General features: G+C 72.2%; 27 protein-coding genes and 1 pseudogene. 17 read left to right on the plus strand and 11 right to left on the minus strand.

Features of this window, described 5'->3' with window-relative positions; genetic code table 11:
- Positions 1-100: 100 nt before the first annotated feature.
- Both ACZ51I_RS22430 and ACZ51I_RS22435 read left to right on the plus strand, forming a co-directional pair.
- The gene (locus ACZ51I_RS22430) at positions 101-427 is read left to right on the plus strand and encodes a DUF2087 domain-containing protein (protein WP_468878626.1); all 327 of its coding nucleotides are present in this window, start codon (positions 101-103) and stop codon (positions 425-427) included.
- On the plus strand, positions 424-1,053 hold the full coding sequence (locus ACZ51I_RS22435) for a LysE/ArgO family amino acid transporter (protein WP_468878629.1): 630 nt from the start codon (positions 424-426) through the stop codon (positions 1,051-1,053). The genes ACZ51I_RS22430 and ACZ51I_RS22435 overlap by 4 nt, the downstream gene beginning before the upstream one ends.
- 30 nt (positions 1,054-1,083) lie before the next feature.
- Here the strand turns inward: ACZ51I_RS22435 and ACZ51I_RS22440 are convergent, their stop codons facing one another.
- From ACZ51I_RS22440 to ACZ51I_RS22450, 3 genes are all read right to left on the minus strand, one after another.
- Positions 1,084-1,212, minus strand: a complete 129-nt coding sequence (locus tag ACZ51I_RS22440; protein WP_468878630.1) for a hypothetical protein — start codon at positions 1,210-1,212, stop codon at positions 1,084-1,086.
- 92 nt (positions 1,213-1,304) lie between these two features.
- Entirely contained in the window at positions 1,305-1,982 is a 678-nt protein-coding gene (locus ACZ51I_RS22445) for a TetR/AcrR family transcriptional regulator (RefSeq protein WP_468878632.1), read from the minus strand.
- A 254-nt stretch (positions 1,983-2,236) separates the two neighbouring features.
- Positions 2,237-2,530 carry a hypothetical protein gene (locus tag ACZ51I_RS22450; RefSeq protein ID WP_468878635.1) on the minus strand — a complete coding sequence of 98 codons (294 nt, stop codon included), beginning with the start codon at positions 2,528-2,530 and terminating at the stop codon, positions 2,237-2,239.
- A gap of 125 nt (positions 2,531-2,655) precedes the next feature.
- Here ACZ51I_RS22450 and ACZ51I_RS22455 point away from each other — a divergent pair, with 125 nt between their 5' ends.
- Both ACZ51I_RS22455 and ACZ51I_RS22460 read left to right on the plus strand, forming a co-directional pair.
- The gene (locus ACZ51I_RS22455; RefSeq protein ID WP_468878637.1) at positions 2,656-3,129 is read left to right on the plus strand and encodes a carboxymuconolactone decarboxylase family protein; all 474 of its coding nucleotides are present in this window, start codon (positions 2,656-2,658) and stop codon (positions 3,127-3,129) included.
- Positions 3,130-3,141: 12 nt separating this feature from the next.
- Positions 3,142-4,059, plus strand: a complete 918-nt coding sequence (locus ACZ51I_RS22460; RefSeq protein WP_468878639.1) for an RNA polymerase sigma-70 factor — start codon at positions 3,142-3,144, stop codon at positions 4,057-4,059.
- A 3-nt stretch (positions 4,060-4,062) separates the two neighbouring features.
- Here ACZ51I_RS22460 and ACZ51I_RS22465 read toward each other — a convergent pair whose 3' ends face one another.
- On the minus strand, positions 4,063-4,335 hold the full coding sequence (locus ACZ51I_RS22465; RefSeq protein WP_468878641.1) for a DUF397 domain-containing protein: 273 nt from the start codon (positions 4,333-4,335) through the stop codon (positions 4,063-4,065).
- Positions 4,292-5,170 (minus strand): helix-turn-helix domain-containing protein, encoded by an 879-nt coding sequence (locus tag ACZ51I_RS22470; RefSeq protein ID WP_468878643.1) that lies wholly within the window; start codon positions 5,168-5,170, stop codon positions 4,292-4,294. The genes ACZ51I_RS22465 and ACZ51I_RS22470 overlap by 44 nt, the downstream gene beginning before the upstream one ends.
- Before the next feature lie 115 nt (positions 5,171-5,285).
- Between ACZ51I_RS22470 and ACZ51I_RS22475 the strand changes: the two genes are divergently transcribed.
- Together ACZ51I_RS22475 and ACZ51I_RS22480 are read left to right on the plus strand one after the other, a co-directional pair.
- Complete coding sequence (locus tag ACZ51I_RS22475) at positions 5,286-5,486, plus strand: hypothetical protein (RefSeq protein ID WP_468878645.1); 201 nt, start codon at positions 5,286-5,288, stop codon at positions 5,484-5,486.
- The gene (locus tag ACZ51I_RS22480; RefSeq protein ID WP_468878647.1) at positions 5,486-5,845 is read left to right on the plus strand and encodes an ATP-binding protein; all 360 of its coding nucleotides are present in this window, start codon (positions 5,486-5,488) and stop codon (positions 5,843-5,845) included. The genes ACZ51I_RS22475 and ACZ51I_RS22480 overlap by 1 nt, the downstream gene beginning before the upstream one ends.
- 130 nt (positions 5,846-5,975) lie before the next feature.
- Here ACZ51I_RS22480 and ACZ51I_RS22485 read toward each other — a convergent pair whose 3' ends face one another.
- From ACZ51I_RS22485 to ACZ51I_RS22500, 4 genes are all read right to left on the minus strand, one after another.
- Positions 5,976-6,992: an NADPH:quinone oxidoreductase family protein gene (locus ACZ51I_RS22485; RefSeq protein WP_468878649.1), complete on the minus strand. Its 1,017-nt coding sequence runs from the start codon at positions 6,990-6,992 to the stop codon at positions 5,976-5,978.
- Between the two features lie 45 nt (positions 6,993-7,037).
- Entirely contained in the window at positions 7,038-7,403 is a 366-nt protein-coding gene (locus ACZ51I_RS22490) for a MerR family transcriptional regulator (RefSeq protein ID WP_468878651.1), read from the minus strand.
- Positions 7,404-7,575: 172 nt separating this feature from the next.
- The gene (locus ACZ51I_RS22495; RefSeq protein WP_468878653.1) at positions 7,576-7,734 is read right to left on the minus strand and encodes a hypothetical protein; all 159 of its coding nucleotides are present in this window, start codon (positions 7,732-7,734) and stop codon (positions 7,576-7,578) included.
- Positions 7,731-7,970, minus strand: coding sequence for a hypothetical protein (locus ACZ51I_RS22500; RefSeq protein WP_468878655.1), 240 nt, complete (start codon positions 7,968-7,970; stop codon positions 7,731-7,733). The genes ACZ51I_RS22495 and ACZ51I_RS22500 overlap by 4 nt, the downstream gene beginning before the upstream one ends.
- Before the next feature lie 71 nt (positions 7,971-8,041).
- Between ACZ51I_RS22500 and ACZ51I_RS22505 the strand changes: the two genes are divergently transcribed.
- The 4 genes and pseudogenes from ACZ51I_RS22505 to ACZ51I_RS22520 all read left to right on the plus strand — a co-directional run bounded on the left by ACZ51I_RS22505 (position 8,042) and on the right by ACZ51I_RS22520 (position 10,880).
- A complete protein-coding gene (locus ACZ51I_RS22505) occupies positions 8,042-8,686 on the plus strand; it encodes a TetR/AcrR family transcriptional regulator (RefSeq protein ID WP_468878658.1) in 645 nt (214 codons plus the stop codon).
- Positions 8,687-8,830: 144 nt separating this feature from the next.
- Positions 8,831-9,769: a MerR family transcriptional regulator gene (locus ACZ51I_RS22510; RefSeq protein WP_468878660.1), complete on the plus strand. Its 939-nt coding sequence runs from the start codon at positions 8,831-8,833 to the stop codon at positions 9,767-9,769.
- A gap of 12 nt (positions 9,770-9,781) precedes the next feature.
- A pseudogene (locus tag ACZ51I_RS22515) lies at positions 9,782-10,090 on the plus strand (GNAT family N-acetyltransferase); the annotation flags it as partial.
- 193 nt (positions 10,091-10,283) lie between these two features.
- On the plus strand, positions 10,284-10,880 hold the full coding sequence (locus tag ACZ51I_RS22520; protein WP_468878663.1) for a GNAT family N-acetyltransferase: 597 nt from the start codon (positions 10,284-10,286) through the stop codon (positions 10,878-10,880).
- Between the two features lie 5 nt (positions 10,881-10,885).
- On the opposite strand, the gene ACZ51I_RS22525 is transcribed toward ACZ51I_RS22520, so the two are convergent.
- Positions 10,886-12,712 (minus strand): serine/threonine-protein kinase, encoded by a 1,827-nt coding sequence (locus tag ACZ51I_RS22525; protein WP_468878666.1) that lies wholly within the window; start codon positions 12,710-12,712, stop codon positions 10,886-10,888.
- Between the two features lie 408 nt (positions 12,713-13,120).
- Between ACZ51I_RS22525 and ACZ51I_RS22530 the strand changes: the two genes are divergently transcribed.
- The gene (locus tag ACZ51I_RS22530; protein ID WP_468878669.1) at positions 13,121-14,644 is read left to right on the plus strand and encodes a chitinase; all 1,524 of its coding nucleotides are present in this window, start codon (positions 13,121-13,123) and stop codon (positions 14,642-14,644) included.
- 22 nt (positions 14,645-14,666) lie between these two features.
- Here the strand turns inward: ACZ51I_RS22530 and ACZ51I_RS22535 are convergent, their stop codons facing one another.
- The gene (locus ACZ51I_RS22535) at positions 14,667-15,392 is read right to left on the minus strand and encodes a PIG-L deacetylase family protein (RefSeq protein ID WP_468878671.1); all 726 of its coding nucleotides are present in this window, start codon (positions 15,390-15,392) and stop codon (positions 14,667-14,669) included.
- Between the two features lie 167 nt (positions 15,393-15,559).
- Here ACZ51I_RS22535 and asnB point away from each other — a divergent pair, with 167 nt between their 5' ends.
- The 6 genes from asnB (at position 15,560) to ACZ51I_RS22565 (ending at position 22,795) form a co-directional block, all read left to right on the plus strand.
- Complete coding sequence (asnB, locus tag ACZ51I_RS22540; RefSeq protein ID WP_468878674.1) at positions 15,560-17,359, plus strand: asparagine synthase (glutamine-hydrolyzing); 1,800 nt, start codon at positions 15,560-15,562, stop codon at positions 17,357-17,359.
- 322 nt (positions 17,360-17,681) lie between these two features.
- On the plus strand, positions 17,682-18,509 hold the full coding sequence (locus ACZ51I_RS22545) for a hypothetical protein (protein WP_468878676.1): 828 nt from the start codon (positions 17,682-17,684) through the stop codon (positions 18,507-18,509).
- Between the two features lie 99 nt (positions 18,510-18,608).
- Positions 18,609-19,355, plus strand: a complete 747-nt coding sequence (locus ACZ51I_RS22550; RefSeq protein ID WP_468878679.1) for an SDR family oxidoreductase — start codon at positions 18,609-18,611, stop codon at positions 19,353-19,355.
- 26 nt (positions 19,356-19,381) lie between these two features.
- A complete protein-coding gene (locus tag ACZ51I_RS22555) occupies positions 19,382-20,947 on the plus strand; it encodes a class I tRNA ligase family protein (protein ID WP_468878682.1) in 1,566 nt (521 codons plus the stop codon).
- Between the two features lie 143 nt (positions 20,948-21,090).
- Positions 21,091-22,371 carry a D-inositol-3-phosphate glycosyltransferase gene (gene mshA / locus ACZ51I_RS22560; RefSeq protein WP_468879626.1) on the plus strand — a complete coding sequence of 427 codons (1,281 nt, stop codon included), beginning with the start codon at positions 21,091-21,093 and terminating at the stop codon, positions 22,369-22,371.
- A 217-nt stretch (positions 22,372-22,588) separates the two neighbouring features.
- Positions 22,589-22,795, plus strand: a complete 207-nt coding sequence (locus tag ACZ51I_RS22565) for a hypothetical protein (RefSeq protein ID WP_468878684.1) — start codon at positions 22,589-22,591, stop codon at positions 22,793-22,795.
- Positions 22,796-22,832: the final 37 nt, after the last annotated feature.

Genomic DNA, 22,832 nt, shown 5'->3' on the forward strand with positions numbered 1-22,832 from the left:
CGCCGTGCGGTCCGTGAACGTCTTGGTGCGGCCCGGGCCCAAGGAGGCCGTCGGGAAAACCCTTTGCGGGCTGACGGCGCCGGACGCCACGCTGACGGGCATGACCAGTCACCCCGCCCGCTCCGTCGCGGAGCCCCGCCCCCTCGCGGACCTGTTCTCCGCCGACGGGCGTCTCAAGGCGATCCCGCGCAAGCCCGCCCGCCGTGAGGCGCTTCTCGCGCATCTCGCGGCGACGCTCTTCGCGACGGACCGCACCTACCGTGAGCCCGAGGTCAACGAGGCGCTGCGTGCCGTGCACGACGACTTCCCGGCGCTCCGCCGCTTCCTCGTGACCGGCGGCTTCCTCTCCCGTACGAAGGACGGCGCGGCCTACCGCCGACAGCAGCAGCCCGGCTCCCCCGGAGGCGCGATCCCCGCCGTCGCGTGACGGCCGCGGTGGTGGCCGGCCTGCTGGCCGGCTACGGCATCGCGATCCCGGTCGGCGCCGTCGGCGCCTACCTCGTGGCCGTCACGGCCCGGACCGACTGGCGTACCGGAGCCGGCGCGGCCCTCGGCGTCGCCACGGCCGACGGGGTCTACGCCCTCCTCGCCGTGGCCGGCGGCTCCGCGCTCGTTCCCGTACTGGCTCCCGTGATGACCCCGCTGCGGTGGGCGTCCGCCTTCGTGCTCGCGGTGCTGGCCGTACGGGCCGGCAGGCTGGCGCTCGCCACCCACCGGTCGGGCGGGCTCGCCTCCAGGGACGACGGGACCGACCTCACTCCCGCCCGCGCGTACTTCACCTTCCTGGGGATCACGGTCCTCAACCCCATGACGGTGATCTACTTCGCCGCGCTCGTCCTCGCCACGGGCCCCTCGGCGCCCGCCACCCCGGCCGACCGTGGGGCCTTCGTCCTCGGCGCGCTCGTCGCCTCGGCCAGCTGGCAGCTCCTGCTCGCCCTGGGCGGCACCCTCCTCGGCCGGACCCTGACGAGCTCACGAGGCCGGCTGGCCACGGCCCTCGCGTCGAGCACCCTGATCGTCGTCCTCGCGGTCCGCCTCGTCGCCCAGGGCTGACACCCGGCCGCCCCCGCCAGGGGGCGGCCCTCAGGTGTCGGGCAGCAGCCGGACCATGACGATGCCGGGACGCACCTTCGCGATGGCCGCGTGGTCGTCGTCGACGTGCGGCAGGGTCAGGCCGTGCTGCTCGGCCGTGAGCGCGATCAGGATGTCCATCGCCGTATCGCTCCCTTCTGCAGGGCCCGGAAGCCGTACCCGGCTCCTCATCACCGGGGGCCGGGCCGTCGCCCTGCTGGTCGTCGCCCGGGTCAGGAGCGCGCGTACCGGGCCAGGAACAGATCCACTCCCGAGCTGATCACCCGCGTCAGCTCGGCGTCGTCGATCTCGGCGTCGGGGGAGAAGGTACGGACGAGCTGCGGCACGCCCACCGTCGCCGCCACCAGCTGCTGCACGGCGAGCACCGGGTCGGGCGCGTCGAGGGCGCCGCGCGCGTTCAGCTCGGAGAAGGCCTGGATCAGCGGGCCGTTGTTCATGTCGTAGCTGACCCGGTACCAGAGCCGGCCGAGCTGCGGAAAGCGGTCGATCTCGCCGATGACCAGGCGCCGCAGCGCCATGATGTCGGGGCGCAGCAGGATCCGGGCCCAGTCGGTGGTGAGCCGGACGAGCGCGGCCCGCAGGTCGGGGGCGTCGGCGATCGTGGAGTTGGATGGCTCCAGATCGGCGTACGTCTTCGGCAGGATGCCGCCGATGACGGCGAGGAACAGACGTTCCTTGCTGCCGAAGTGCTTGTAGATCGTCGCCTTCGAGACGCCGGAACCCCGGGTGATCGCGTCCATGGAGGCTGCCGAGTACCCCTCCGCGAGGAACTCCGCGAGGGCCGCCTCGATGATCGCCTGACGCTTGCGCGAGGCGGCGTCGGCGGGGTCCGGGATGATCGGGATGCCGTACTCGTCGATCGCGTCGGCGTCCCGGGTGTCGGCTCCCATGGGCGGTGTCCTTACGGCAGGGGCGAGCGGCGGAGTGGGTCAGTATATGAACTGAACGGTTTGGTCTGCAAAGGTCGCGGGAGCGGCCGGGCAGGCCGCCACCTGACACATTTCTCGGCGCACGATCCCGAGATCCGCGCCGTCAGCAGCCGCCTCGGCCTCTTCCTCCAGCTCGGCTGGGACTGGCCGCAGGCCCACCGAACCGTACGGTGGGGGCCGGCGCGACCAGCCCCGGCCGAGTCCCCGTACCGGCCTCAGCGCCCCCGGCGCGCCCCGGCCGTCATGGCGACGGCCCCCGCGACCGCGAGCAGCGCTCCCGCCGTCATGACGCCCCGCCCGGAGCGGTACGAGAGCACCGACCAGCACGATCGCGCCGACAACAGGGAGCCGACGCTCGCCCAGGACCCGACGGAGAGCGCCGAGGCGGCGGAGCCGACCGATCCGACCGACAGGAACGACCCGACCGAGCCGATCGACAGGGTCGAACCGACGGAACCGATGGACAGGAACGAGTCCCGGGACCAGAGCGAGAGGCGCGAGGAGGTCATGACCTGATCGTAGGCGCGTCCCGCCCGCCTGAGACCTGGATCACACGCGGGGTCGTGTCACAGGCCGGGGCGCTGTCTCGTCTCGGGGACGGAAGCACACCGACTCGCACCGAGGAGACACGACGATGGACGCGCGACTCGACTTCTTCGCCGCCCCCACCGCAGGCAAGGCCCTCAAGCACCTCATGGCCGCCGGCAGGATCCTCAAGGACTCCACCCTCCCGGCCGCCGTCCAGGAGCTCGTCTCCCTGCGCATCAGCCAGATCAACGGCTGCGGCGTCTGCCTCGACATGCACACCAAGGAGGCCATCGCGGCGGGCGAGAGCCCCGTCCGCCTCGGCCTCGTCGCCGGCTGGCGCGAGGCCACCGTCTACACCGAGGCCGAGCGCGCCGCCCTCGCCCTCGCCGAGCAGGGCACCCGCGTCGCCGACGCCGGCGAAGGCGTCAGCGACGAGGTCTGGGAGCGGGCCGCCCGGCACTTCGACCAGGAGCAGCTCACCGCCCTCGTCCTTCTGGTCTCCTTCATGAATGCCGCCACCCGCATGAACATCATCAGCAAGCAGCCGGCCGGCGGCTACGAGGTCGGCCAGTTCCACTGAACGGGGAGTGACATGGGCAAGGTCGAGGAGTTCGAGGATCTGCGAGCCCTGCTGTTCTCGATCGCGTACCGGATACTCGGCAGCGTCAGCGAGGCGGAGGACGCCGTCCAGGAGACCTGGCTGCGGTACGACGCCTCCCCGACCACGCCCACGTCCCCCAAGGCGTTCCTGTCCGCCACGGTCACCCGCGTCGCCATCGACGTACTCCGCTCCGCGCGCGTCCGCCGCGAGGAGTACGTCGGACCGTGGTTCCCCGAGCCGCTCCTGGACGATCCGTACGAGGACCCCGAGCGCGCGGCCGAACTCGCCGACTCCGTGTCCATGGCCGCGCTGCTGCTCCTCGAACGCCTCAGCCCCCTCGAACGCTCCGTGTTCGTGCTGCGCGAGGTCTTCGGCTTCGGCTTCGACGAGATCGCCTCCGCCGTCGGCCGTACGGAGGCGGCCTGCCGTCAACTCCTCGTACGGGCCCGCCGGCACATGCACGACGGCAGGCCCCGCTTCGAGGCGGACCGCGCCGAACGCCAGGAGCTGGCCGCCCGCTTCTTCGACGCCCTCAAGGGCGGCGACGTCGACGGCCTGCGGAGCGTCCTCGCCGCCGACGTCCAGATGGCCGGCGACGGCGGGGGCAAGGCTCCGCAGCTCGCCCGCGCGATCGTCGGCGCGGACAACGTGGCCAAGCTGCTCGCCGTGGTCTTCCCCCGGATGTCCCAGGTCGGCATCACCTTCGAGCCGCACGACGTCAACGGCCAGCCCGGCGCGGTCTTCCGCGACCGGGACGGCAAGGTCCTGCACACGCTGACCCTGGACATCGCCGACGGCCGCGTCCGGACGATCCGCTCGGTCATCAACCCCGACAAGCTCGCCCACCTGGGCCCGGTCGCCGACGCCTGGGCCCTCAACCGCGAGGTCAGAAAGGGCCTCCGGGGCTGACCCTCAGCCCGCCTTGACGGCCTCGACGAACGGCGCCCACGCGGCGGCGGGGACGAGGAGGACGGGGCCGTCGGGACGCTTGGAGTCGCGGACGGGGACGAGACCGGGGAGGCCGTCGGCCACTTCGACGCACTCGCCGCCGCTGCCGTTGCTGTGGCTGCTCTTACGCCAGTGGGCGAAGCCTTCGGCCACTTCGACGCAATTGCCGCCGGACGAGTTGCTGTAGCTGCTCTTACGCCAGGTCGCGGCGCTCAAGTCGATCCGGTTGCGTGCCATTTCGGTAGCCCTCTGCCGCATCCTCGATCAGTGCGAGGGACGCCTCCAGCGGCAAAGCGGCGGCCCTCAAGAGATCGTACGACCTCCGATACTGCTTCACGAGGGACGGATCGTCGACGGTATTTCCGTGGTGCTGCCCCTCTGTGTAGACGAGCGGCGGCGCGTCGGCGAAAGACAGAAACATGGCGTTGCCCTGCATGAAGGCGTGCGCGCCGGCGTTCCACGGAAGGATCTGCGTAAGGACCCGACCACGCCTGATGAGGGCGGTGACGTGGTCGAGCTGCTCCGCCATCTCGGTGGGCGGGAGGATCGGCAACCGTAGCAGGGACTCGTGCAGCACCACCCAGTACTCAGGCTTCTTCTGATCCTGCTCGAAGAGCTGGGCCCGCTTGAGACGGCCGGTGATCCTCTCCTCGACCTCCTCCGGCAGCTCCAACATGCGCTCGGCCCTGATCACCGCCCGCATGTACGGGGCTGTCTGCAACAGGCCCGGAATGACGGTGGGGGACCACTCTTCGATCACCGTCGCGCGCTTCTCCGCCTCCAGCACGCGCTCGAAGTAAGGCGCATGCCCCTTCCGCCGCGCTTTGCGAACGTCCTCGCAGCCGCGCTGGAAGAACCCGTCCGTCCCCAGCACACGGTCCACGTGCTGAGCCAAGTCCAGCGGCATCGTCCGCTTACCCCGCTCGATCTCGCTCAGATACGTCACTCCGTAGAAACTGCCCTCCACCAGCCCCTCCAGCGTCAGCCCCGCCTCCTCCCTCTTGAAGCGGAGCTCCTTCCCGTAGAACTGCGGGACGCTCGCCGAGCCGTCGATGTCCTTGCGCGCAGCCACCGTTGACCGCCTTTCGCACCTTGCTCCGTGGAGCGGGAAACGCTTCCCACGGTAGGGCGCGGGGCGGCAGCGTGTGAGGGGTTCGTCACGGCACGCAACGAAAGGTGGACGCTCCATGGACGACGACATCAGGCCCGACGTCGACGCACTCCGCACCGCTCTCGCAGCTCACGGCATCACGCTGCCCTCGCTCGGGGTGGACGTGGTGACGCTCGCGGGGTCCGGCATCCGGCCGCCGCTCGTCGCGCTCGGCGACTGCAACGTGGCGACGGCACGCCGACTGACCGACGTACTGCGGAAGGCGGCCGGCGGCTGATGCTCCCGCTCACCGTGGAGCTGCTCGCGCTGCCCAAGGAGGTCGCGCAGGTGCGGCGGATGGTGGAGGGGGACGACGTACGGCTCTGCGTGAGCGAACTCCTTACGAACGTCATCCGGCACGTGGGGGAGGGGACGCCGGTGACCGTGCGGGTCGTCGCCGCGCGGGGCGGGCGGACGCGGGTCGCCGTGACCGATCCCGACCCGCGCGTGTGGCCGGTCCTGCGGCACGCGGCGGAGGACGCCGAGTCGGGGCGCGGGCTGGCGCTGCTGGAGGCGGTGGCGGCGCGGTGGGGGGTGGACCAGGGGCCGTACGGGAAGACGGTCTGGTGCGAACTGGCGCCGGACGCCGAAGGCTGACGGCCTGGTGGAGTCGGCTCACCGGGCCGTCGAGGTGACTGCACCGTGGGGTGGGTGGCTGCGGGTGCAGGCAACCAGCCGCAGCCGCCCTCGGAGACAGCGGAGCAGGGCGATGAAGCACGGCCGATTCCTAGCGCCACGGATCGAGGGCGAGCTTCCCCCGCGTCCGGCCCGCTTCGAGTTGCCGCAGCACGGCCGGCCCCTCGGCCAGAGGACGAAGCCGGGGGGTGCCGGGCGGGTACACGCCGTGGGCGATGAGCGCCTCGATCTCGACGAGCAACGACTGGTAGAGAGCCGGGGCTTTGGTCGCCAGCGCACCGATGTGCAGACCCTTGACCTGGACCTGGTGGGTGAAGACCAGATCGTGTGTGGTCAGCGTGGCGTCGCCGGAAGCGGCACCGTACACGACGACGCGTCCGGTGAAGGGTTTCGTGGCCGACAGGCTCGCCTCGAACGTGGCCCGTCCCACCGATTCCAGGACCAGGTCGACCCCGCCGGTCAGGCGCGTGATCTCCTCGGCGAGATCGGGGCGTCGGCTGTCCAGGACCTCGTCGGCGCCGAGTGCTTTGACGGTGTCGTGCTTGGCCGGTGACGCCGTGGCGATCACGCGCGCACCGTAGTGGCGAGCGAGGCGGACCGCGGCCTGCCCCACACCTCCGGCCGCGGCATGGACGAGCACCACCTCACCCGTCTTGATCTCGCCCAACGGCTTCAGTGCCGCCAGCGCGGTGGCCCAGTTCAAGACGAGTCCGAGGGCCTGGGCGTCGCTCCATCCGGAAGGCACGGGAAGCACCCCCGCGGCCGGCATCGTCATGTACTGCGCGAAAGCGCCCGGACCGGCTCCGACGACGCGGGTGCCGAGCCGCAAGGGGCTCTCGACCTCCGGGCCGACAGCCACGATCTCGCCGGCGGCTTCGAAGCCCGCCACATAGGGCGCCTGCGGCCCGCCTCCGTACGTTCCATGGGTCTGCATGACGTCAGCGAAGTTGACGCCGGCGGCGCCCACGCGGATGAGGTACTCGCCGGGTCCCGGGGTGGGGCGGCGGTGGTCGGTCGCGAGATCCAGATCCTTCGGTCCTCTGCGCGACCGCTGGACCAGCGCTCGCATCGTCTGCTCGGCGGTGTCGTGCTGCTCTTTGATCTCCATGCGCTGAACGTAGGAGCCTGACACTTACGTCAAGGTCAAGTGGTGTCAGCGCTCCGTGCGACGGGCCTCGCGAAGGTAGGCGTCGAGTGCGGCCTGCTGATCACTGAGAATCGCGATGCGTGCAGCGAGCCGATCTCGATGGCTCTGCACCTCGTCCAGGAACTCCGCGCACACCACATCCGTGCCGATCCCGGCCTCCCCGGTGAGGCCGGGCAGAAACTCCCTGATCAACCGCACCGGCAACCCGGACTGCAGCAGCGAGCGGATGACGAACACCCGGTCGATGGTGGACTGGCAGTAGTCGCGGAACCCGTTGCCGAACCGGCCAGGGACGATCAAGCCCTCGTCCTCGTAGTGCCGCAACGACCTCGCACTCACACCGCTGACTCTGGAGGCTTCGCTGATCTTCATGCCCGGAGGCAACGCTCAGGAGCACCTTGGTCTTCCGCCGCTCCCCGCCACGACGGAGGGAAGACCTGCTCAGGCGTCTACCACCTCATGTCGAGGAATCGTCAGGACCTGTGGATCAGGAGTGGTTGCCGACGAATGGTCAATGGTCGTGGAACGGTTGGGCGCCATCAGCTCAATCGAGACGGCCCTTTGCACGCCCCGCCCTCCGCCAGAGCGCCGTCATCCCAAGCGTCAGGATGCCCAGGGCCGCGACCACGATGGCGACCTTGATCGCGCGGTCCAGCAACAGGTGGTGAAGGAGGTTGGACGACTCCGCCGCAAGGCTGGTCATCGCCCACCACCACCCTGTCGCCGCGACCAGGACGCACCGCTCCGCCTGTCCTCGAACCGTCGGGCGGCGGCACGCAGTCCGGCCCTCACCACGGGGTCCGCATAGCGGCGCACTTCGTCGAGTCTGCCCCTGCGCTTGAGGGTCAGGGCAATGGCGAAGACCAGCAGTGCCAGCACCGCGAGGCCGCCCGCGATCAGGCCGAACCTGATGAGCATGAGATTGAGGTACGTCTCCACGAAGAATCCTCCACCCGTTCTATCACGCCTGTGATACATCCTTTGTATCACAGGCGTGATAGAACGAGTGCATGCCCAAGTACGTAGACCCGGATGCTCGCCGCCGCCTCGTCGTCGACGCGTTGTTCCGAGTCGTCGTCCGCGATGGCCTGCAGCGCACCTCGCTGCGGGCCGTCGCCGACGAGGCCCAGCTCAACATCGGCTCCCTGCGCCACTACTTCGCCGGCCAGCAGGACCTGATGCGGTTCGCCATGCAGTCGATGCTCGACCGGGTCGGCGGTCGACTGCTCGCACACGTCGAGAACATCGGCGATCTGGGCAGCTACCCCCGCCCGGAACAGCTCCGGCTCGCAGCCGGCCTCCTGGCCGAGCTCCTGCCCCTCGACGAACGCCGCCGCGCCGAGGTCACCGTCTTCCTGGACTTCAACACGACCGCCCGCACCAACCCGGCCTTCGGTGACCTGTCCCGCCAGGCCGCCGAAGGCACGAGAAGTCTGGTGCGCCGCGTGCTCACCCGGCTCGACACGGCGGGCACCCTGCGCCCCGGCCTCGACGTCGACATCGAGACCGAGCGGTTGACCGCGCTCCTGGACGGACTCGGCCTCAACGCCGTCCTGCAGCCCCAGATCCTGAACCCGCGAACATGCATCGATGCGCTGCTCACACACCTGGACGATCTGTCACTGCCTGGTGAGACTCCCAGCCCGGCGCACTGACCTCGCGGGCGCCGGCCCGGACCACAGCGACGAGGTGGGGGGTGGTGCGTTCACGGCCCTCGCGCAGGTGAACGCCACCAGCCCAGACGTAGACGTAGTCCGTGGGCTTGCGTCTCCCGTAGGGGGAGACGCAAAGGTGGGGGCATGGACGGCGACACGCTCTACTCGATCGGCGAACTCGCGCGACGGACCGGCCTCACGGTCAAGACCGTCCGGTTCTACTCCGATCGCGGAATCGTGCCGCCGACGGACCGCAGCCCGGCCGGCTACCGCCTCTACGACATCGACGCCGTCGCGCGCCTGGACCTCGTGCGGACCCTGCGCGAGCTGGGACTGGACCTTCCCACGATCCGCAAGGTCGTGGACCGCGAGCTCTCGCTTCCCGAGGTCGCCGCGGCGCACGCCGAAGCACTGGCAGTGCAGATCGACGTCCTGCGCCTGCGGCGCGCGGTGCTGATGGCGGTGGCCGAGCGCGGGTCCACACCTGAGGAGACGGAACTCATGCACCGGCTGGCCCAGCTCTCCGAGGACGAACGCCGACGTCTGATCGGCGATTTCCTCAACGCCGTCTTCGGCGGTCTTGACGCCGCCCCCGCATTCGCGGGGGTCATGCGCTCGATGACCCCCGAACTGCCCGACAACCCTGAGGCGGAGCAGGTCCAGGCGTGGGTGGAGTTGGCCGAAATGTCCCTGGACCCGGATTTCCGCACCTTGGTGCGGCGGATGGTCGAGGACCTGGCGGCCGAGCAGACCCGAAGCGACACGGTGGGCCCGCGCCGCGACATCGCCGCAGTCGTCCGTGACCACGCAGGTCCGGCCCTGACCGCCGGCATCGACCCGGCCTCTCCCCGGGCCGATCCGATCGTCGCGGCGTTCACGGCGCACTACGCGCACCTCCTCGGCCGCCCCGACGACGCCGCGCTTCGCCGCCGGCTGGCGACTCGGCTGGAGCGCGTGAACGACCCCCGCAGGGAGCGGTACCTCCAGTTGCTCGCAGCGGTCAACGGCTGGCCACCCCCGGAGAGCCTGGCTCCAGCGCTCGACTGGTCCGTCCAGGCTCTGCACGTCCGGACTCGGCAATGAAGGGGCGGTCGCAGGGCGGCATGGCGGGGCTGGACAGCGGGGAACCGGTTCGGCTTCGCCGTGCTTGAGGCCCAACCCGGCTCAATGCGCTGCCAGTTGGTGGGCAACGTGGTCCTCAAGGAAGTCGCCACCGCCGAACCGGCGGCCGAAGTGGGCCACTGGACCGCGGCGCACGCTCGCGGGCGCGGAGTGGCCTCCCGCTCTCTGGAGGCACTCACCAGCTGGGCCTTCGACACCTTCGAAGCCGACGGGCTGGAGCGTCCCGAACTCCTGCACCAGCTGGACAACCTGGCATCGCGCCGGGTCGCACAGAAGAGCCGCGTACCTCCATCCGTCCGGGGTCCGGTACGGGACGAGGGCGCGCGCGTACGGCCGCCGTTTGGTCGCCGTGCCGGGGCGGTACTGCGGACTCACCGCCCATGCGGCGCGTCCGGCGTCACCGGGGACGTCTGCGCCCCGACCGTCCGGACAAACGGATGGTCGGGGGCGAGCGCGAGGCGGCAGGATGCTCCGCATGACATTGCCCACCCCCGAGCTGCACACCGCCCGCCTGCGACTGAGGCCGTTCACCGACGCCGACGCGGCGCCGCTCTACGCGCTGCACAGCAGCGCCGACGTGATGCGCTACTGGGACTCCCCGCCCTGGACCGAACCGGCCCGCGCCCAGCGCTTCATCGCGACCTGCCGGACGATCGAGGAGGAAGGCACGGGAGCGCGGGTGGCCGTCGACCGCGTCTCCGACGGCGCGTTCATCGGCTGGTGCGGCCTGACCGGCTGGAACCCGGACTTCCGCAGCGCGTCCCTGGGATACGTCTTCGACGCCGCCGCCTGGGGCCACGGCTACGCCACGGAGACGGCCCGCGCCGTCCTGCGGTGGGCGTTCGACGCCCTGGACCTGAACCGCGTCCAGGCCGAGACCGACACCCGCAACGTGGCGTCCGCCCAGGTCCTGGAGAAGCTCGGCTTCGTCCGCGAAGGCACCCTCCGCGAGGACTGCGTCGTCAACGGCGACGTCTCCGACTCCTGGGTCTTCGGCCTCCTCCGCCGCGAGTGGCACCCGACGGCCGGCGGGCGCGAGGACCGAGACCTGCCCGGACACGGCCTTCCGTAACTCGCTCAGTCCTGCTGCGCGTCCTCCGCATTGCGCCAGATCGTGAGGTCAAGCTTGATGTACGTGGTCGAATCCTTGTCGCCGGACTCGCCCCGGTAGGTCGCCACCGAGATGTGGCCGGCCTTGCTCAGCACGCAGATCTGCGAGCCGTCCGTGAGCTGGTCGAGCCCGATCTTCTCGGTGAACCGGGTCACCTCGCGACAGGTCTTGAGCGAACCCTTCTCCGAGTTCTTCAGCAGCACCAGCTTCCCGTTCGCGGAGCCCAGCTTCTCGTCCCCGAAGAGGGTGTCCCGGTAGTAGTAGAGGTCCGCGTGTCCGTACATCACGCCCGCGCCGGTCGGCTCCTCGGCCGGGCGCGGCGGGTTGTCGGCCAACTGCAGCTGGTGGTTCTGCGGCACGTCGATACCCCGGTAGGAAACCGGCTTCGGGTCGGCTTGGGTCTGGCTCGAGCCCGGTGAAGCGCTGCCGCCCGTCGCGCTGCTGCCGGAAGCCTTGGAGCCGTCGGCCTTGTCCTTGCTGCCATCCGGCAACAGGGAGCCGATGACCGCGAGTCCGATCACCGCGGCCACGATGGATCCGGCGACGATCAGCCCTGTCCGCTTGCGACGGGGCGGCTGGGGCGGCGCGAATCCCGGGGCGTAGAAGGCCGGCGGCGTCCTGTGGCCCGGCGCGTACGCGGGCTGCGGGTACGCATGCTGGGGGTGCGTGGGGTGCGCGTACGGCGGCGGCGTCGGGTAGGCGGGCGGCGGCGTCCCCCCACCGTGCCGCGACGGAGCGGCCTGCGTCGGCGCGGCGGCCAAGCCGGTCGGCGTGTACGCGGGCGCGGCTGCGGACGCCGGAGGCGTGCTCGGGGCCGGCGACTGCGGGGAGACCTCGGTCGGCGTCGGAGTCGCCGGGGCAGTCGGCGCCGGGGTGGGCGCCGGGGCGGGCAGCCTGAGCCGCTCGGTGATGGAACCCGCCACGGCCTGCGGCAGCCAGTCCTCGCCCTGGCGCAGCGGTTCGGCCGCGGCCTCGTGGCACAGCTCGATGATCTCGGTCAGGGAGGGGCGGTCGGCCGGGTCACGGCTGAGGCAGCGGGTCACCACGGGCCGCAGTTCCCCGGGCAGCCCGCTGAGGTCGGGGTCCTCGTGGACGATCCGGTAGAGCACGGCGTGCGAGGACCCGTCGCCGTACGCGGAGGCCCCGATGGCGGCGAAGGCCGCGATCTGGCCGAGGGCGAAGACGTCGGTGGCCGGCGTGACCGTACCGGCCGAGGCCTGCTCGGGCGCCATGAAGGCCGGGGTGCCGACGCTGACGCCGGTGTTGGTCAAGGCGGTGCTGTCGGCCGCCCGGGCGATGCCGAAGTCGATGACGCGCGGGCCGTCGGAGGCGAGGAGGACGTTGGCGGGCTTCAGGTCGCGGTGGACGATGCCCGCGCCGTGGATCACGTGGAGGGCCTCGGCGACACCGACCATCAGCAACAGCACGCTGCGTGTGGGCAGCCCGCCGTGCAGGGACACGGCGTGGGCGAGCGAGGGACCGGGCACGTACGCCGTGGCCAGCCAGGGCTGGGCGGCCTCCGTGTCCGAGTCGATGACCGGCGCCGTGTAAAGGCCCTGGACCCGCTGCGCGGCTCGCACTTCCTGCTGGAAGCGGCGCCGGAACTCGGGGTCCTCGCTGAACTCGGCCCGGATCACCTTGATGGCGATGGGCCGGCCGCCCGGCGTGTACGAGAGGTACACCTTGCCCATGCCGCCCGCGCCCAGGACGGCCGCCAGGCGGTAGCCGCCCACGACGGCCGGGTCGTCGGCCTTGAGCGGTTGGAAGAAGTCGGCCGAAGGTGCACTGCCCATAAGGAACCATCCCCCTGCTAACGGCGATTCAGCTCCTGCCGACGCCCGAAGTCACCCGCGAGGGTATCCAATCTCCGGCCCGCCTGGTGCGTCGTAGTCGGTGCGGCGCCCGGAGCCCGGTCCCTCCGGCACCGACGAGGCGGGGCCTGGTCGTCTGCGCGGTCGACGGCGGACGGTGGTCCCTGCCCTGGCTCCCTGGACCCATCGGGCCGCCCGGGCGCATCGGCCCAGGACCCGCCCGCACCGGCTGGACGCACCACGGAGCGAACGGGGGAATTGGTCTAGTCCAGGTTTGGTCCAGGCCATTGACGCGCCCATGGTCGGGGGGTTTCCTCGTGACCCGACAGCCGTGCGCGACAAGGACGTTGGCGCACCCCCGTACCCCCCCCCCACAGACATGGGACTGCCATGAGACGACGCGTACGCTCGCTCCGCTCGGCCCTCACCGCCGCCGTGACCGCCGTGGCCGGCCTCGGCCTCGCCACCGTCGCCACCGTCCCCGCGCAGGCGGCGACCCCGCTGCCCGCCCGGGTCTTCGCCCCCTACTTCGAGGCCTGGACCGGGGAGAGCCCGGCCGCCCTCAGCGCGCAGTCGGGGGCCAAGCACCTGACGATGGCCTTCCTGCAGACCGCGACGAAGGGCTCCTGCACCGCGTACTGGAACGGCGACACCGGCCTGCCGATCGCCCCCGCCTCCTTCGGTGCCGACATCAAGACGATCCAGTCCCGCGGCGGCGACGTCATCCCCTCCTTCGGCGGCTACACGGCCGACACCACCGGCACCGAGATCGCCGACAGCTGCACCGACGTCAACCAGATCGCCGCCGTGTACGAGAAGGTCGTCACGACCTACGACCTCACCCGGCTCGACATGGACATCGAGGTCGACTCCCTCGACAACGCCGCCGGAATCGACCGCCGCAACAAGGCCATCAAACTCGTCCAGGACCGCGCCGCCGCCAACGGCCGCCCGCTCCAGATCTCGTACACCCTGCCGACGACCACCCGCGGCCTCGGCGCGAGCGGGCTCGCGGTGCTCAGGAACGCCGTGGCCAACGGCGCGCGCGTCGACGTCGTCAACCTGATGACCTTCGACTACTACGACAACGCCGCCCACGACATGGCCGCGGACACCAAGACGGCCGCCCAGGGCCTCTACGACCAGCTCGCCGCGCTCTACCCGGCGAAGACGCCCGCCCAGCTCTGGGGCATGATCGGCATCACCGAGATGATCGGCGTCGACGACTTCGGCCCGGCCGAGACCTTCACCCTCGCCAACGCCCGCACGGTCTACGACTGGGCCGTCTCCAAGGGCATCAACACGCTGTCCTTCTGGGCGCTCCAGCGCGACAACGGCGGCTGCCCCGGCGGCGCGGCCGCCGACCACTGCTCGGGCATCCAGCAGAGCACCTGGGACTTCTCGCACGTCTTCGCGCCCTTCACCAGCGGCACGACCACCCCGGCCGACGACTTCTCGGTGACCGCCACCCCGGCCGCCGCCACCGTCACCGCCGGCGCGTCCACCTCCACCACGGTGAAGACCGCCGTCACCGCCGGCACGGCGCGGACGGTGGACCTCACGGTCAGCGGCCTGCCCGCGGGCGTCACCGCCTCCCTCAGCCCCTCCTCGGTGACCGCCGGCGGCTCCTCGACCCTCACCCTGCGCACCACGGCGGCCACGGTCTCCGGCACGTACCGGATCGTGGTCGACGCGGCGAGCCCCTCGGCCGGACACTCCGCGGTCTTCTCCCTGACCGTCACCGGCGGAACCACCGCGTGCACGGCGGAGCCGTGGGTCTCCTCCGCCGTGTACACCGGCGGCCGCCAGGTCTCGCACAAGGGCCACACCTGGAAGGCCAAGTGGTGGACGACCGGCGAGGAGCCCGGCACCACCGGCGAGTGGGGCGTCTGGCAGGACCTCGGCGCCTGCTGACCCCGCGAACAGCGGGGCGTGCTCAGTCGATGTGGACGATCTGGAAGGCCTCGGCCATGCGCCCCGGCGGAAGGCCGCCGGCCGTCGCGTGCTCGCCGAGCCAGTCGCGCAGGAGGCCGGCCAGGTCGTCGAAGTGGGCCGTCTGCGAGGTGTGGATGCGCAGGGCCTCGACCTTGCGGTCGAAGACGGAGGTGACGTCGACGTACTGGTTCGGGGTGGGGCCCGTCATCAGCCACAGCTCGTGGACGATCCACGGCTCCAGGCCCTCCTCCTTGAAGAGTTCCGGGTGGGCGAAGGGGTTGCGGGCCTCGGGGTAGACGGCGCGCAGACAGGCGTCGCCGACCGCGCGGTGGTCGGGGTGGAGGTCGGCGACGCGGGCCCAGTTGATCTCGGGGGAGGGGACGATGGCGCGCTGCGGCCGTACCTCCCGGATGACCCGGCACAGATCGCGGCGGAGCTCCACGGAGGCCTCCACGAAGCTGTCGGGGTAACCGAGGAAGCGCACGTCGGCGACGCCGCTGAGCTTGGCCGAGTGGACCTGTTCGGCGCGGCGCAGGTCCGCCATGGCCTGGCGGGGGAGCGCTTCGTCGTAACCGCCCGCGCCGCCGTCCGTGACGATGCAGTACGTGACGCGGGTGCCGCGCGCGACCCACTGCATGACGGTGCCGCTGACGCAGAACTCGATGTCGTCCGGGTGTGCGGCCACGACCAGCAGGGACTCGGGGGCCGTCCGGTTGAAGTCCTCCATGGGGCCAGCCTGTTGGGGCGGCGGGGGCGTCGCAAGGCCATGTCGTGGCGTGAACAGGACATGGCACTTACGCGCCATTCAAAAAGTTGGTAGATTCAAATCATTGGGTACGACCAGTACGTCGTCGGCGTACGGGGACGGAGCACGTCGATTCGGAGGCGACCGGTATGTGCAGGATCCTCGGCTCCTTCGCCGCCGGGGCGGACCGCCCCGAGCCGGCCCAGCTCGCGGCGGTCTCCGCCCGCCAGCGGCACGGCGGCCCCGACGAGCACCAGGTGCTCAGCGGGCCCGGCTGGTCGCTCGGCTGCGACCGGCTCGCCGTGACGGACCCCCGCGGCGGCCAACAGCCCTACCGGCTGCCCCACCTCCCGGGCATCCTCGCCGTGCTCAACGGCGAGATCTACAACCACGCCGAGCTCCGCCGCACCCTCGCCGCCCGCGGCCACCGCTTCCCCGACCGCTGCGACGGCACCGTACTCCCCGCGCTCTACGCCGAGTACGGCCCCGCCTTCGCCGAGCACCTCGACGGCATGTTCGCCGTCGCGCTCCTCGACCTGCGGCCCGGCAGCACCCGACTCGTCCTCGCCGTCGACGACATGGGCATGAAACCGCTCCACCTGCACCACGACCCTTACGACGGCTCCACCCGCTTCGCCTCCGAGATCCCCGCCCTCCTCGCCTTCGAAGGGGTACGGATCTCCCCGCGCGAGGACGCCCTCGACACCGTCCTCGCCACCCGCACCTCCTTCTCCACGCACACCGCGCTCGACGGCGTCGACGTCCTGCCGCCCGGCGCCACCGCCGTCGTCCGCCCCGGCGCCGCGCCCGTCGTCCGCCGCCGCGGCCCCTACCGCGCGCGGCCCCTCGGCGACACCCAGGACGTCCTGCGCCACGAGGTGCGCCGGCTCGCCCGGGCGGAGGTGCCCGTCTGCGCCGTCACCAGCGGCGGCCTCGACTCCGGGCTCGTCACCGCCCTCGCCGCCGAGCACGCCCGCGAGACCGACGCGCCGCCGCTGCACACCTTCCACCTCACCTACCGGGGCCGGTGGCCCGACTCCGAGGCCTCCTACGCCCGTTCCGTCGCCCGCCGCGCCCGGACCGTCCACCACGAGGTCGCCGTCGACCCCGGCGAACTCGGCTCCCTCCTCACCCGGACCGTCCGCCACCTCGGCCAGCCCAACGCCGACCCCATCACCCTCTCCACGTACGCCCTCTTCCGCGCCGTCCGCGAGAACGGCTTCACCGTCGCCCTCGCCGGGGACGGCGCCGACGAACTCTTCGGCGGGTACGACCGGATGCGGGCCGCGCTCGCGGCCGGCCCCGAATGGGCCGACGCCTACACGGACGCGCTCTCGGCGGCGCCCCGCCTGCTCCGCGAGCACCTCTACACGTCCCACTACCGCGCCTACATCGCCGACCGGGGCTCCGCCGCCGACCGCATCACCGCCGAGCTCCGCTCGGCCGAGGCCGTCGGCGCGGACCGGCTCACCGCGATGACGGCCTTCGAGACCCGGTGGCGGCTCCCCGCGTACCACCTGCGGCGCCTCGACCACCTCTCCATGGCCTGGGGCGTCGAGGCACGGCTGCCGTTCTGCCAGCCGTCGGTCGTCACCCACGCGAGGTCCCTGCCGGTGGCCGCGCGGACGGGCAAGCGGGCGCTGTACGAGGCGGGGGCGGAGCTGCTCCCGTCGTCGGTGCTCCGCCGCCCGAAGCAGCCCTTCACCCTTCCCGTCGCGGCCATGCTGGCCCCCGGGGGGCCCTTCCTCGACCTGGTCCGCGAGATGCTCTCGCCGGCGCGGCTGGTCCTCGGCGGGAAGATCCGCGCGGACCGCGCGGCGAAGCTCCTGGCACGCCACCTGGAGCGCCCTACGCCCCAAGCCGCGCTGACCCTCTGGTCCTTGGCGGTCCACGAACTGTGGACGGAGGTCGTCCAGGGCATGCGAATCCCGGCCGGCTGTGCGGCCTGACCCCCCGGGACCTCGGCGTCCCGAACCCGCCGCGCCCGAGGCAGCCTCGGCTTCCGCACCCCCGTGTGGGCCATCGTCCCGCAGGGCGATGGGGGTCCCCCCTGCTCGAGCGAAGCCGAGAGCTCGGGGGAGGGTGGGCACACGGGACGGCGCGCCCAGCGGCGCCTCCGCGTTCCGCGCCTCGACCCGCACCACGTGCGCGCCGCCGCAGGGGAGCGGGGCCGGGCCCACCGGTGTCGCCCGGGCGGAGACGGCCGCAACGGGCGGGCCCCGGTCCACCCGTGCCGTCCCGGCCGCGGCGCCCACGACGAAGGCTCTCGTCGTGCGGGCCCATGACGCTCCCGGGCCCACCCTCGTGCTCCGCGCCGACCAGCTGCCCCCCGGCGCGCTCGCCCTCGGTGACGAGCTGCGCCGCGCCCTCGCCGCCACCCCCTACCCCCGCCTCAACAAGATCGCGCTCTTCGACCCCCGCACCCTCCGCTACCGCTTCGTCCAGGCCCTCCCCGACGGGTCCTTCGACTTCCGGGCCGGGTGCGGGCACTCCCTCCTCGCCTGCGTCGTCGCCCACGGACGGCCGGGGCCCGTCACCGTCCGCGCCGTGACCACCGGCGACAGCGTCCTGTGCGAACGCGAGCCGAACGGAGACGCGTACACGCTCAGCTTCCTCCGCGCCCCCAGCGCCCCCGGCACCCTCCCCACCGGCCGGCCCGTCGACGTCCTCGACGGGGTCCCCGTCTCGCTCGTGCGGTACGGCAATCCGTACGTCTTCGTCGACGAACGGCACCTCCCGGGTGAGGACGCGTACGTGAGGCTCCTCGCGCTCCGGGCCGAGGCGGCCCGGCTCCTCGGGCACCCCCCGACGTCCGCCCTCCCCAAGATCGCCGCCTTCACCCACACCCCCGACGGGCTCTCCGTCCGCGCGCTCACCGTCGGCGGCTGGCACCCCCGCCTCGCCCTCACCGGCGCCGCCGCCCTCGCCGCCGCCGGGGCGATCGGCGGGACCGTCGTGCCCGCCGTACGAGGGCCCGTCCGCACCCCCACCGGCACCGTCACCGTCTCCGCCGCGCCGGACCGCGTCCGCGTCCACCACAAGCGCGCCGACGTCCTCGAAATCCTCGAACTGCCCTGGCGTGTCCACGCAACGGCGTGAACGCGCACCCCTTTCACCAGGCCCGTGACGCCATGACTCTGCCACGCTGCAAGGGACCGGACATCGGTATCCGTGGGGACGTGGGGAGAACTGACGCACATGAAATTCGAGAATCTGCGTGTCGTCGTGACCGGAGCGTCCCGCTATTTCGGTCGCGCGCTCGCCGTCGGATTCGCCCATCTCGGCGCCGAGGTCTACGTGTCGGCGCGGACCGTCGAGGCCGCCGAGCGGACCCGTACCGAGGTGATGGGCTCGGCCCGTGACCGTATCCACGCCTTCGGCTGCGACCTCAGCCGGCCCGCCGAGATCCGGGAGTTCGCCGCCCGGGTCGGCGAACGGACCGACCGGGTGGACCTGCTGGTCAACAACGGCGCCCGCTGGCTCGACGGGATGGACCTGGAGGCGGCGAGCGACGCCGAGATCGTGGAGACGATCGAGTCGACGGCCGGCGGAACGGTCCTCATGGTGAAGCACTTCCTGCCCCTGCTCCGCGGCTCGCTGCGGCCCGACATCGTGAACATGGTCGCCGTCCGCGACGCCGAGGGCGCCTCCGCCGCGACCGCGGGCGTCGCCCACGAGGCCTTCTGGGCGGCGAAGAGCGCCCAGGCCGGCTTCGCCGACATCCTGTCGCGCCGGCTGCGGCCCTCCGGGGTCCGCGTCTTCTCCCTCTTCCCGCCCGATTTCTCGACCTCGGACCCCCGCTTCGCGGAATGGGACGGCTCGAATCCGGACGGAATGGCGCCCGACGAGAAACTCACCACGCAGGCCCTTTTCGAGTGCATCGTCTACGCCGTCGAGCAGCCCCGCGACTGCTTCATCCGCTCCTTCCACTTCGAGCCCCGCTGAACGTCGAAAAACGTCAAGGAGGTCCCATGAGCACCCCTGTCTGGATCACCGCGACCCCTCCCGCCACCCACGGCGAGCTCCACATCGGCCACCTCGCCGGGCCGTACGTCGCCGCCGACGTCCTCAGCCGCTTCCTGCGCGCCGAGGGCGAGGAGGTCCGGTTCACCACCGGCACCGCCGACCACGCCAGCTCCGTCGAGGTCCGGGCGCTGCGCCACCACCGCAAGCCCGAGGAGGTCGCGGAGGGCTACCGCGCCGCGATCACCGCCGACTGGCTGCGTTCGGGCGTGGAGTTCGACCACATCGTGCGCCCGCGCCGCGACAAGGGGTACGGACGCTGGGTGCAGGACCTCTTCGCGAAGCTGTACGCACAGGGCGTCATCGCCCCCCGGACCCGGCTCCTCCCGTACTGCGAGCCGTGCGACCGCTGGCTGCACGGGGCGCACGCCACCGGTACCTGCCCGCACTGCGGCGCGGCCAGCGACGGCGGGATGTGCCACGAGTGCGCCCGCCCGAACGACGGCGGCGACCTCATCTCGGCGCGCTGCGCGCTCTGCGGCACCCCGGCCGTCGCCCGCCGCTGCCGCCGCCTTTACGTGCCCCTGGAGCCGTTCCGGGAGACGCTCGCCGAGTACTGGGCGACGGCCGGCCTGCCGCCGCGGCTCGCGGCGCTGTGCGAGTCGCTCGTCGAGGACGGGCTGCCGGACGTCGCGGTCGGCCACCCAGGCGAGTGGGGCCTGCCGGTGCCGGTCGAGGGCTTCCCCGAGCACCGTGTCGACGGCTGCTTCGAGGCCGCCGCGATGCACCTCTTCGGCTACGACGCCACGGGCCCGCTGCCGCGCCGCGCGATCCACTTCTGCGGCTTCGGGCACGCGTTCTGCCACGCCGTGCTGCTGCCGGTGCTGCTCCTCGCGCAGGACATCAAGCTGCCGCAGGACTTCAACGTCAACGAGTCGTACGTCATCGAGGAGGGCGCCCAGGAGGGCAACGTCTGGGCGCTCGACCTGCTCACCGAGTACGGCTCCGACACCCTGCGCCGCCATGTCCTCCAGGCCCGCCCGCTCGGCCGCCGCACGGTCTTCCGGCGGGAGCGGCTCGCCGCCGCCCGGCGCGAGCTGGACGAGAACTGGAACAGCTGGCTGTCCCGGCTCTTCTCGGCCGTACGGGAGGAGTGCGGCGGCCTCGCTCCGCAGGCGCTGCCCGGCGGCACCGGCTGGGACATCCTGGAGCGGCGGCTCCACCGGGGCGTGGACGATCTGCGCGAGGCGTACGGCCCCGACGCGTTCGACCCGCGCCGGGCGGTCGCCGTCCTGGACGAGATGGTCCGCTCGGTGGCCGACTTCGGTCACGTCAACGCCCACGAGCGGTGCCGTCCCAGCACGTCCTGCCGCCATCTCCCGGCCCTGGCCGCACAGTTGGCGGTGGCGTCGGCGCTGGCGGCCTGGTCGCGGCCGGTGATGCCGGAGGGAGCCGACCGGCTCGCGTCGGCGCTCCGGGTGGAGCCGGGGCGGCCGGTCGACTGGCAGGCGCTGATGCCGCCGCTGCCGGGGACCCGGCTCGCGCCGCCGTCGGGGCCGGTCTTCGGCTTCTGACCTGCCTCTTCCCGCCCCGTACTACTAAGCAACTAAGTACCTCCGTAGGAATGCCCTGCCGCGTGACCGTGCGCGCGACGCGCAGGGACACGCGGCCCCCCACCTCCCTCTCACAGGAGCCCCACGTGTCCCTGCGCGTCGCCATGCTCAGCGTCCACACCTCCCCGCTCCACCAGCCCGGGACGGGGGACGCCGGCGGCATGAACGTCTACATGGTCGAGCTCTCCCGCGCCCTCGCCGAACAGGGCGCGGAGGTCGACCTGTTCACCCGCTGCCGGGGCGAGGGCGCGCCCCCGCTCGTCGAGCTCGCCCCGGGCGTGCGGGTCCGCCATCTCCACGCCGGGCCGCGCCGGGCGCTGCCCAAGGAGGCCATGCCCGAGCTGGTGGTGCCGTTCTCGCTGGCCCTGCTCAAGGAGGAGCGGCGCTACGACCTGGTCCACTCGCACTACTGGCTCTCCGGGCAGGCGGGCCGGATCGCCTCGGTGGGCTGGCGGATACCGCTCGTGCACACCGCCCACACGCTGGCCCGGGTGAAGAACGCCTCGCTCGGCGAGGGCGACACCCCCGAGCCCGAGCTCCGGGTCCGGGGCGAGCGCCAGGTGGTGGGCAGCGCGGACCGGCTGATCGCCAACACGGCCGACGAGGCGGAGGCGCTGCGCTCGCTGTACGGGGCGGAGGGGGAGCGGACCGAGGTGGTGCGGCCCGGGGTGGACCTGCGGACCTTTCACCCGGGGGACGGGCGGGCGGCGGCGCGGGCCCGGCTCGGTCTGCCGGCCGAGGCGTTCGTCCCGCTCTACGCCGGGCGTATCCAGCCGCTGAAGGGCCCGGACGTGCTGGTCCGGGCGGTGGCCGAGCTGCTGCGGGAGGCGCCGGAGCTGCGCCGCCGGCTGCTCGTCCCGGTGGTGGGCGGGCACTCGGGCGCGACCGAGCGGGGCTCGGCCTGGCGGCTCGCGGAGGAGCTGGGGGTGACCGACGTGCTGCGGCCCTGCCCTCCCGTACCGCAGGAGCGGCTCGCGGACTGGTACCGGGCGGCGGACGTGCTGGTGGTCCCCTCGCGCAGCGAGTCCTTCGGTCTGGTGGCCGTGGAGGCGCAGGCGTGCGGGACGCCGGTGCTCGCGGCGGCGGTGGGCGGGCTGCCGACGGCGGTGTGGGACGGGGTGACGGGGCTGCTCGTGCGGGGCCACGACCCGGTGGAGTACGGGCGGCGGCTGCGCTGGTTCGCGGCGCACCCGGAGGCGGTGCGGACGATGGGGGCGGCGGCGGCGCGTCACGCGCGCGGGATGAGCTGGCGGGTGTCGGCAGGCCGGACCATCGAGGTGTACCGGGGGGCGCTGGAGCGGGAGGTGGGGCAGGGGCGGCGGCACGCCCCTGCCCCGCTGGCCTCTCTCTCCTGGAGGAACGAGAGGGCCGTGGCACAAGTCTAGCATCTCTTTTGGTTCGACCAAAGGTATGGCGGGCTCCGGATCCGTCAATTCCGTTATGTGGGCGGCGTATTGACGCATCCACGCCATGGCGAGTCCACGCAGAGAGAATCCCTGGATTCGATTCGGGGGCGGGGACAGAATGGAGATGTCTTCAGGGAACGCCCGGCGGCACGGGCCCCCGGAAGAAGAAATTTACTTACCAAGTCCTGGAGGAATCATGTCCGTTGCGCAGAACACCGGCATCCGCAAGGCCGTCCGCCAGCTCGTGGTCGCGGCGGTGGCCTGTACGGCGGTCGCGGCCGGCGCCGCCTTCGTCGTCGCCCCCGACAGCACCCCGGTCACCCCCCACACCATTGCCGGTGTCACGGAGGACAACGGCTGGCCGGTCCCCCCGACGAACCCGACCCCCAGCCCCACCAACTGACCTCGGCACCCGGGAAATCCACCCGGGAATTCCCCCA

It is taken from the genome of Streptomyces sp. NPDC034084 (genome assembly GCF_055575535.1).

Bases quoted from the DNA above. Each gene is read 5' to 3' on its own strand.
- mshA (WP_468879626.1), top strand. From the start codon at position 21,091: ATGCTCAGCGTCCACACCTCCCCGCTCCACCAGCCCGGGACGGGGGAC.
- ACZ51I_RS22480 (WP_468878647.1), top strand. From the start codon at position 5,486: ATGCTCCCGCTCACCGTGGAGCTGCTCGCGCTGCCCAAGGAGGTCGCG.
- ACZ51I_RS22430 (WP_468878626.1), top strand. From the start codon at position 101: ATGACCAGTCACCCCGCCCGCTCCGTCGCGGAGCCCCGCCCCCTCGCG.
- ACZ51I_RS22460 (WP_468878639.1), top strand. From the start codon at position 3,142: ATGGGCAAGGTCGAGGAGTTCGAGGATCTGCGAGCCCTGCTGTTCTCG.
- ACZ51I_RS22445 (WP_468878632.1), bottom strand. From the start codon at position 1,982: ATGGGAGCCGACACCCGGGACGCCGACGCGATCGACGAGTACGGCATC.
- ACZ51I_RS22490 (WP_468878651.1), bottom strand. From the start codon at position 7,403: ATGAAGATCAGCGAAGCCTCCAGAGTCAGCGGTGTGAGTGCGAGGTCG.
- ACZ51I_RS22495 (WP_468878653.1), bottom strand. From the start codon at position 7,734: ATGACCAGCCTTGCGGCGGAGTCGTCCAACCTCCTTCACCACCTGTTG.
- ACZ51I_RS22450 (WP_468878635.1), bottom strand. From the start codon at position 2,530: ATGACCTCCTCGCGCCTCTCGCTCTGGTCCCGGGACTCGTTCCTGTCC.
- ACZ51I_RS22530 (WP_468878669.1), top strand. From the start codon at position 13,121: ATGAGACGACGCGTACGCTCGCTCCGCTCGGCCCTCACCGCCGCCGTG.
- asnB (WP_468878674.1), top strand. From the start codon at position 15,560: ATGTGCAGGATCCTCGGCTCCTTCGCCGCCGGGGCGGACCGCCCCGAG.
- ACZ51I_RS22510 (WP_468878660.1), top strand. From the start codon at position 8,831: ATGGACGGCGACACGCTCTACTCGATCGGCGAACTCGCGCGACGGACC.
- ACZ51I_RS22440 (WP_468878630.1), bottom strand. From the start codon at position 1,212: ATGGACATCCTGATCGCGCTCACGGCCGAGCAGCACGGCCTGACCCTG.
- ACZ51I_RS22455 (WP_468878637.1), top strand. From the start codon at position 2,656: ATGGACGCGCGACTCGACTTCTTCGCCGCCCCCACCGCAGGCAAGGCC.
- ACZ51I_RS22475 (WP_468878645.1), top strand. From the start codon at position 5,286: ATGGACGACGACATCAGGCCCGACGTCGACGCACTCCGCACCGCTCTC.
- ACZ51I_RS22525 (WP_468878666.1), bottom strand. From the start codon at position 12,712: ATGGGCAGTGCACCTTCGGCCGACTTCTTCCAACCGCTCAAGGCCGAC.
- ACZ51I_RS22465 (WP_468878641.1), bottom strand. From the start codon at position 4,335: ATGGCACGCAACCGGATCGACTTGAGCGCCGCGACCTGGCGTAAGAGC.
- ACZ51I_RS22485 (WP_468878649.1), bottom strand. From the start codon at position 6,992: ATGGAGATCAAAGAGCAGCACGACACCGCCGAGCAGACGATGCGAGCG.
- ACZ51I_RS22535 (WP_468878671.1), bottom strand. From the start codon at position 15,392: ATGGAGGACTTCAACCGGACGGCCCCCGAGTCCCTGCTGGTCGTGGCC.
- ACZ51I_RS22550 (WP_468878679.1), top strand. From the start codon at position 18,609: ATGAAATTCGAGAATCTGCGTGTCGTCGTGACCGGAGCGTCCCGCTAT.
- ACZ51I_RS22565 (WP_468878684.1), top strand. From the start codon at position 22,589: ATGTCCGTTGCGCAGAACACCGGCATCCGCAAGGCCGTCCGCCAGCTC.
- ACZ51I_RS22505 (WP_468878658.1), top strand. From the start codon at position 8,042: ATGCCCAAGTACGTAGACCCGGATGCTCGCCGCCGCCTCGTCGTCGAC.
- ACZ51I_RS22555 (WP_468878682.1), top strand. From the start codon at position 19,382: ATGAGCACCCCTGTCTGGATCACCGCGACCCCTCCCGCCACCCACGGC.
- ACZ51I_RS22520 (WP_468878663.1), top strand. From the start codon at position 10,284: ATGACATTGCCCACCCCCGAGCTGCACACCGCCCGCCTGCGACTGAGG.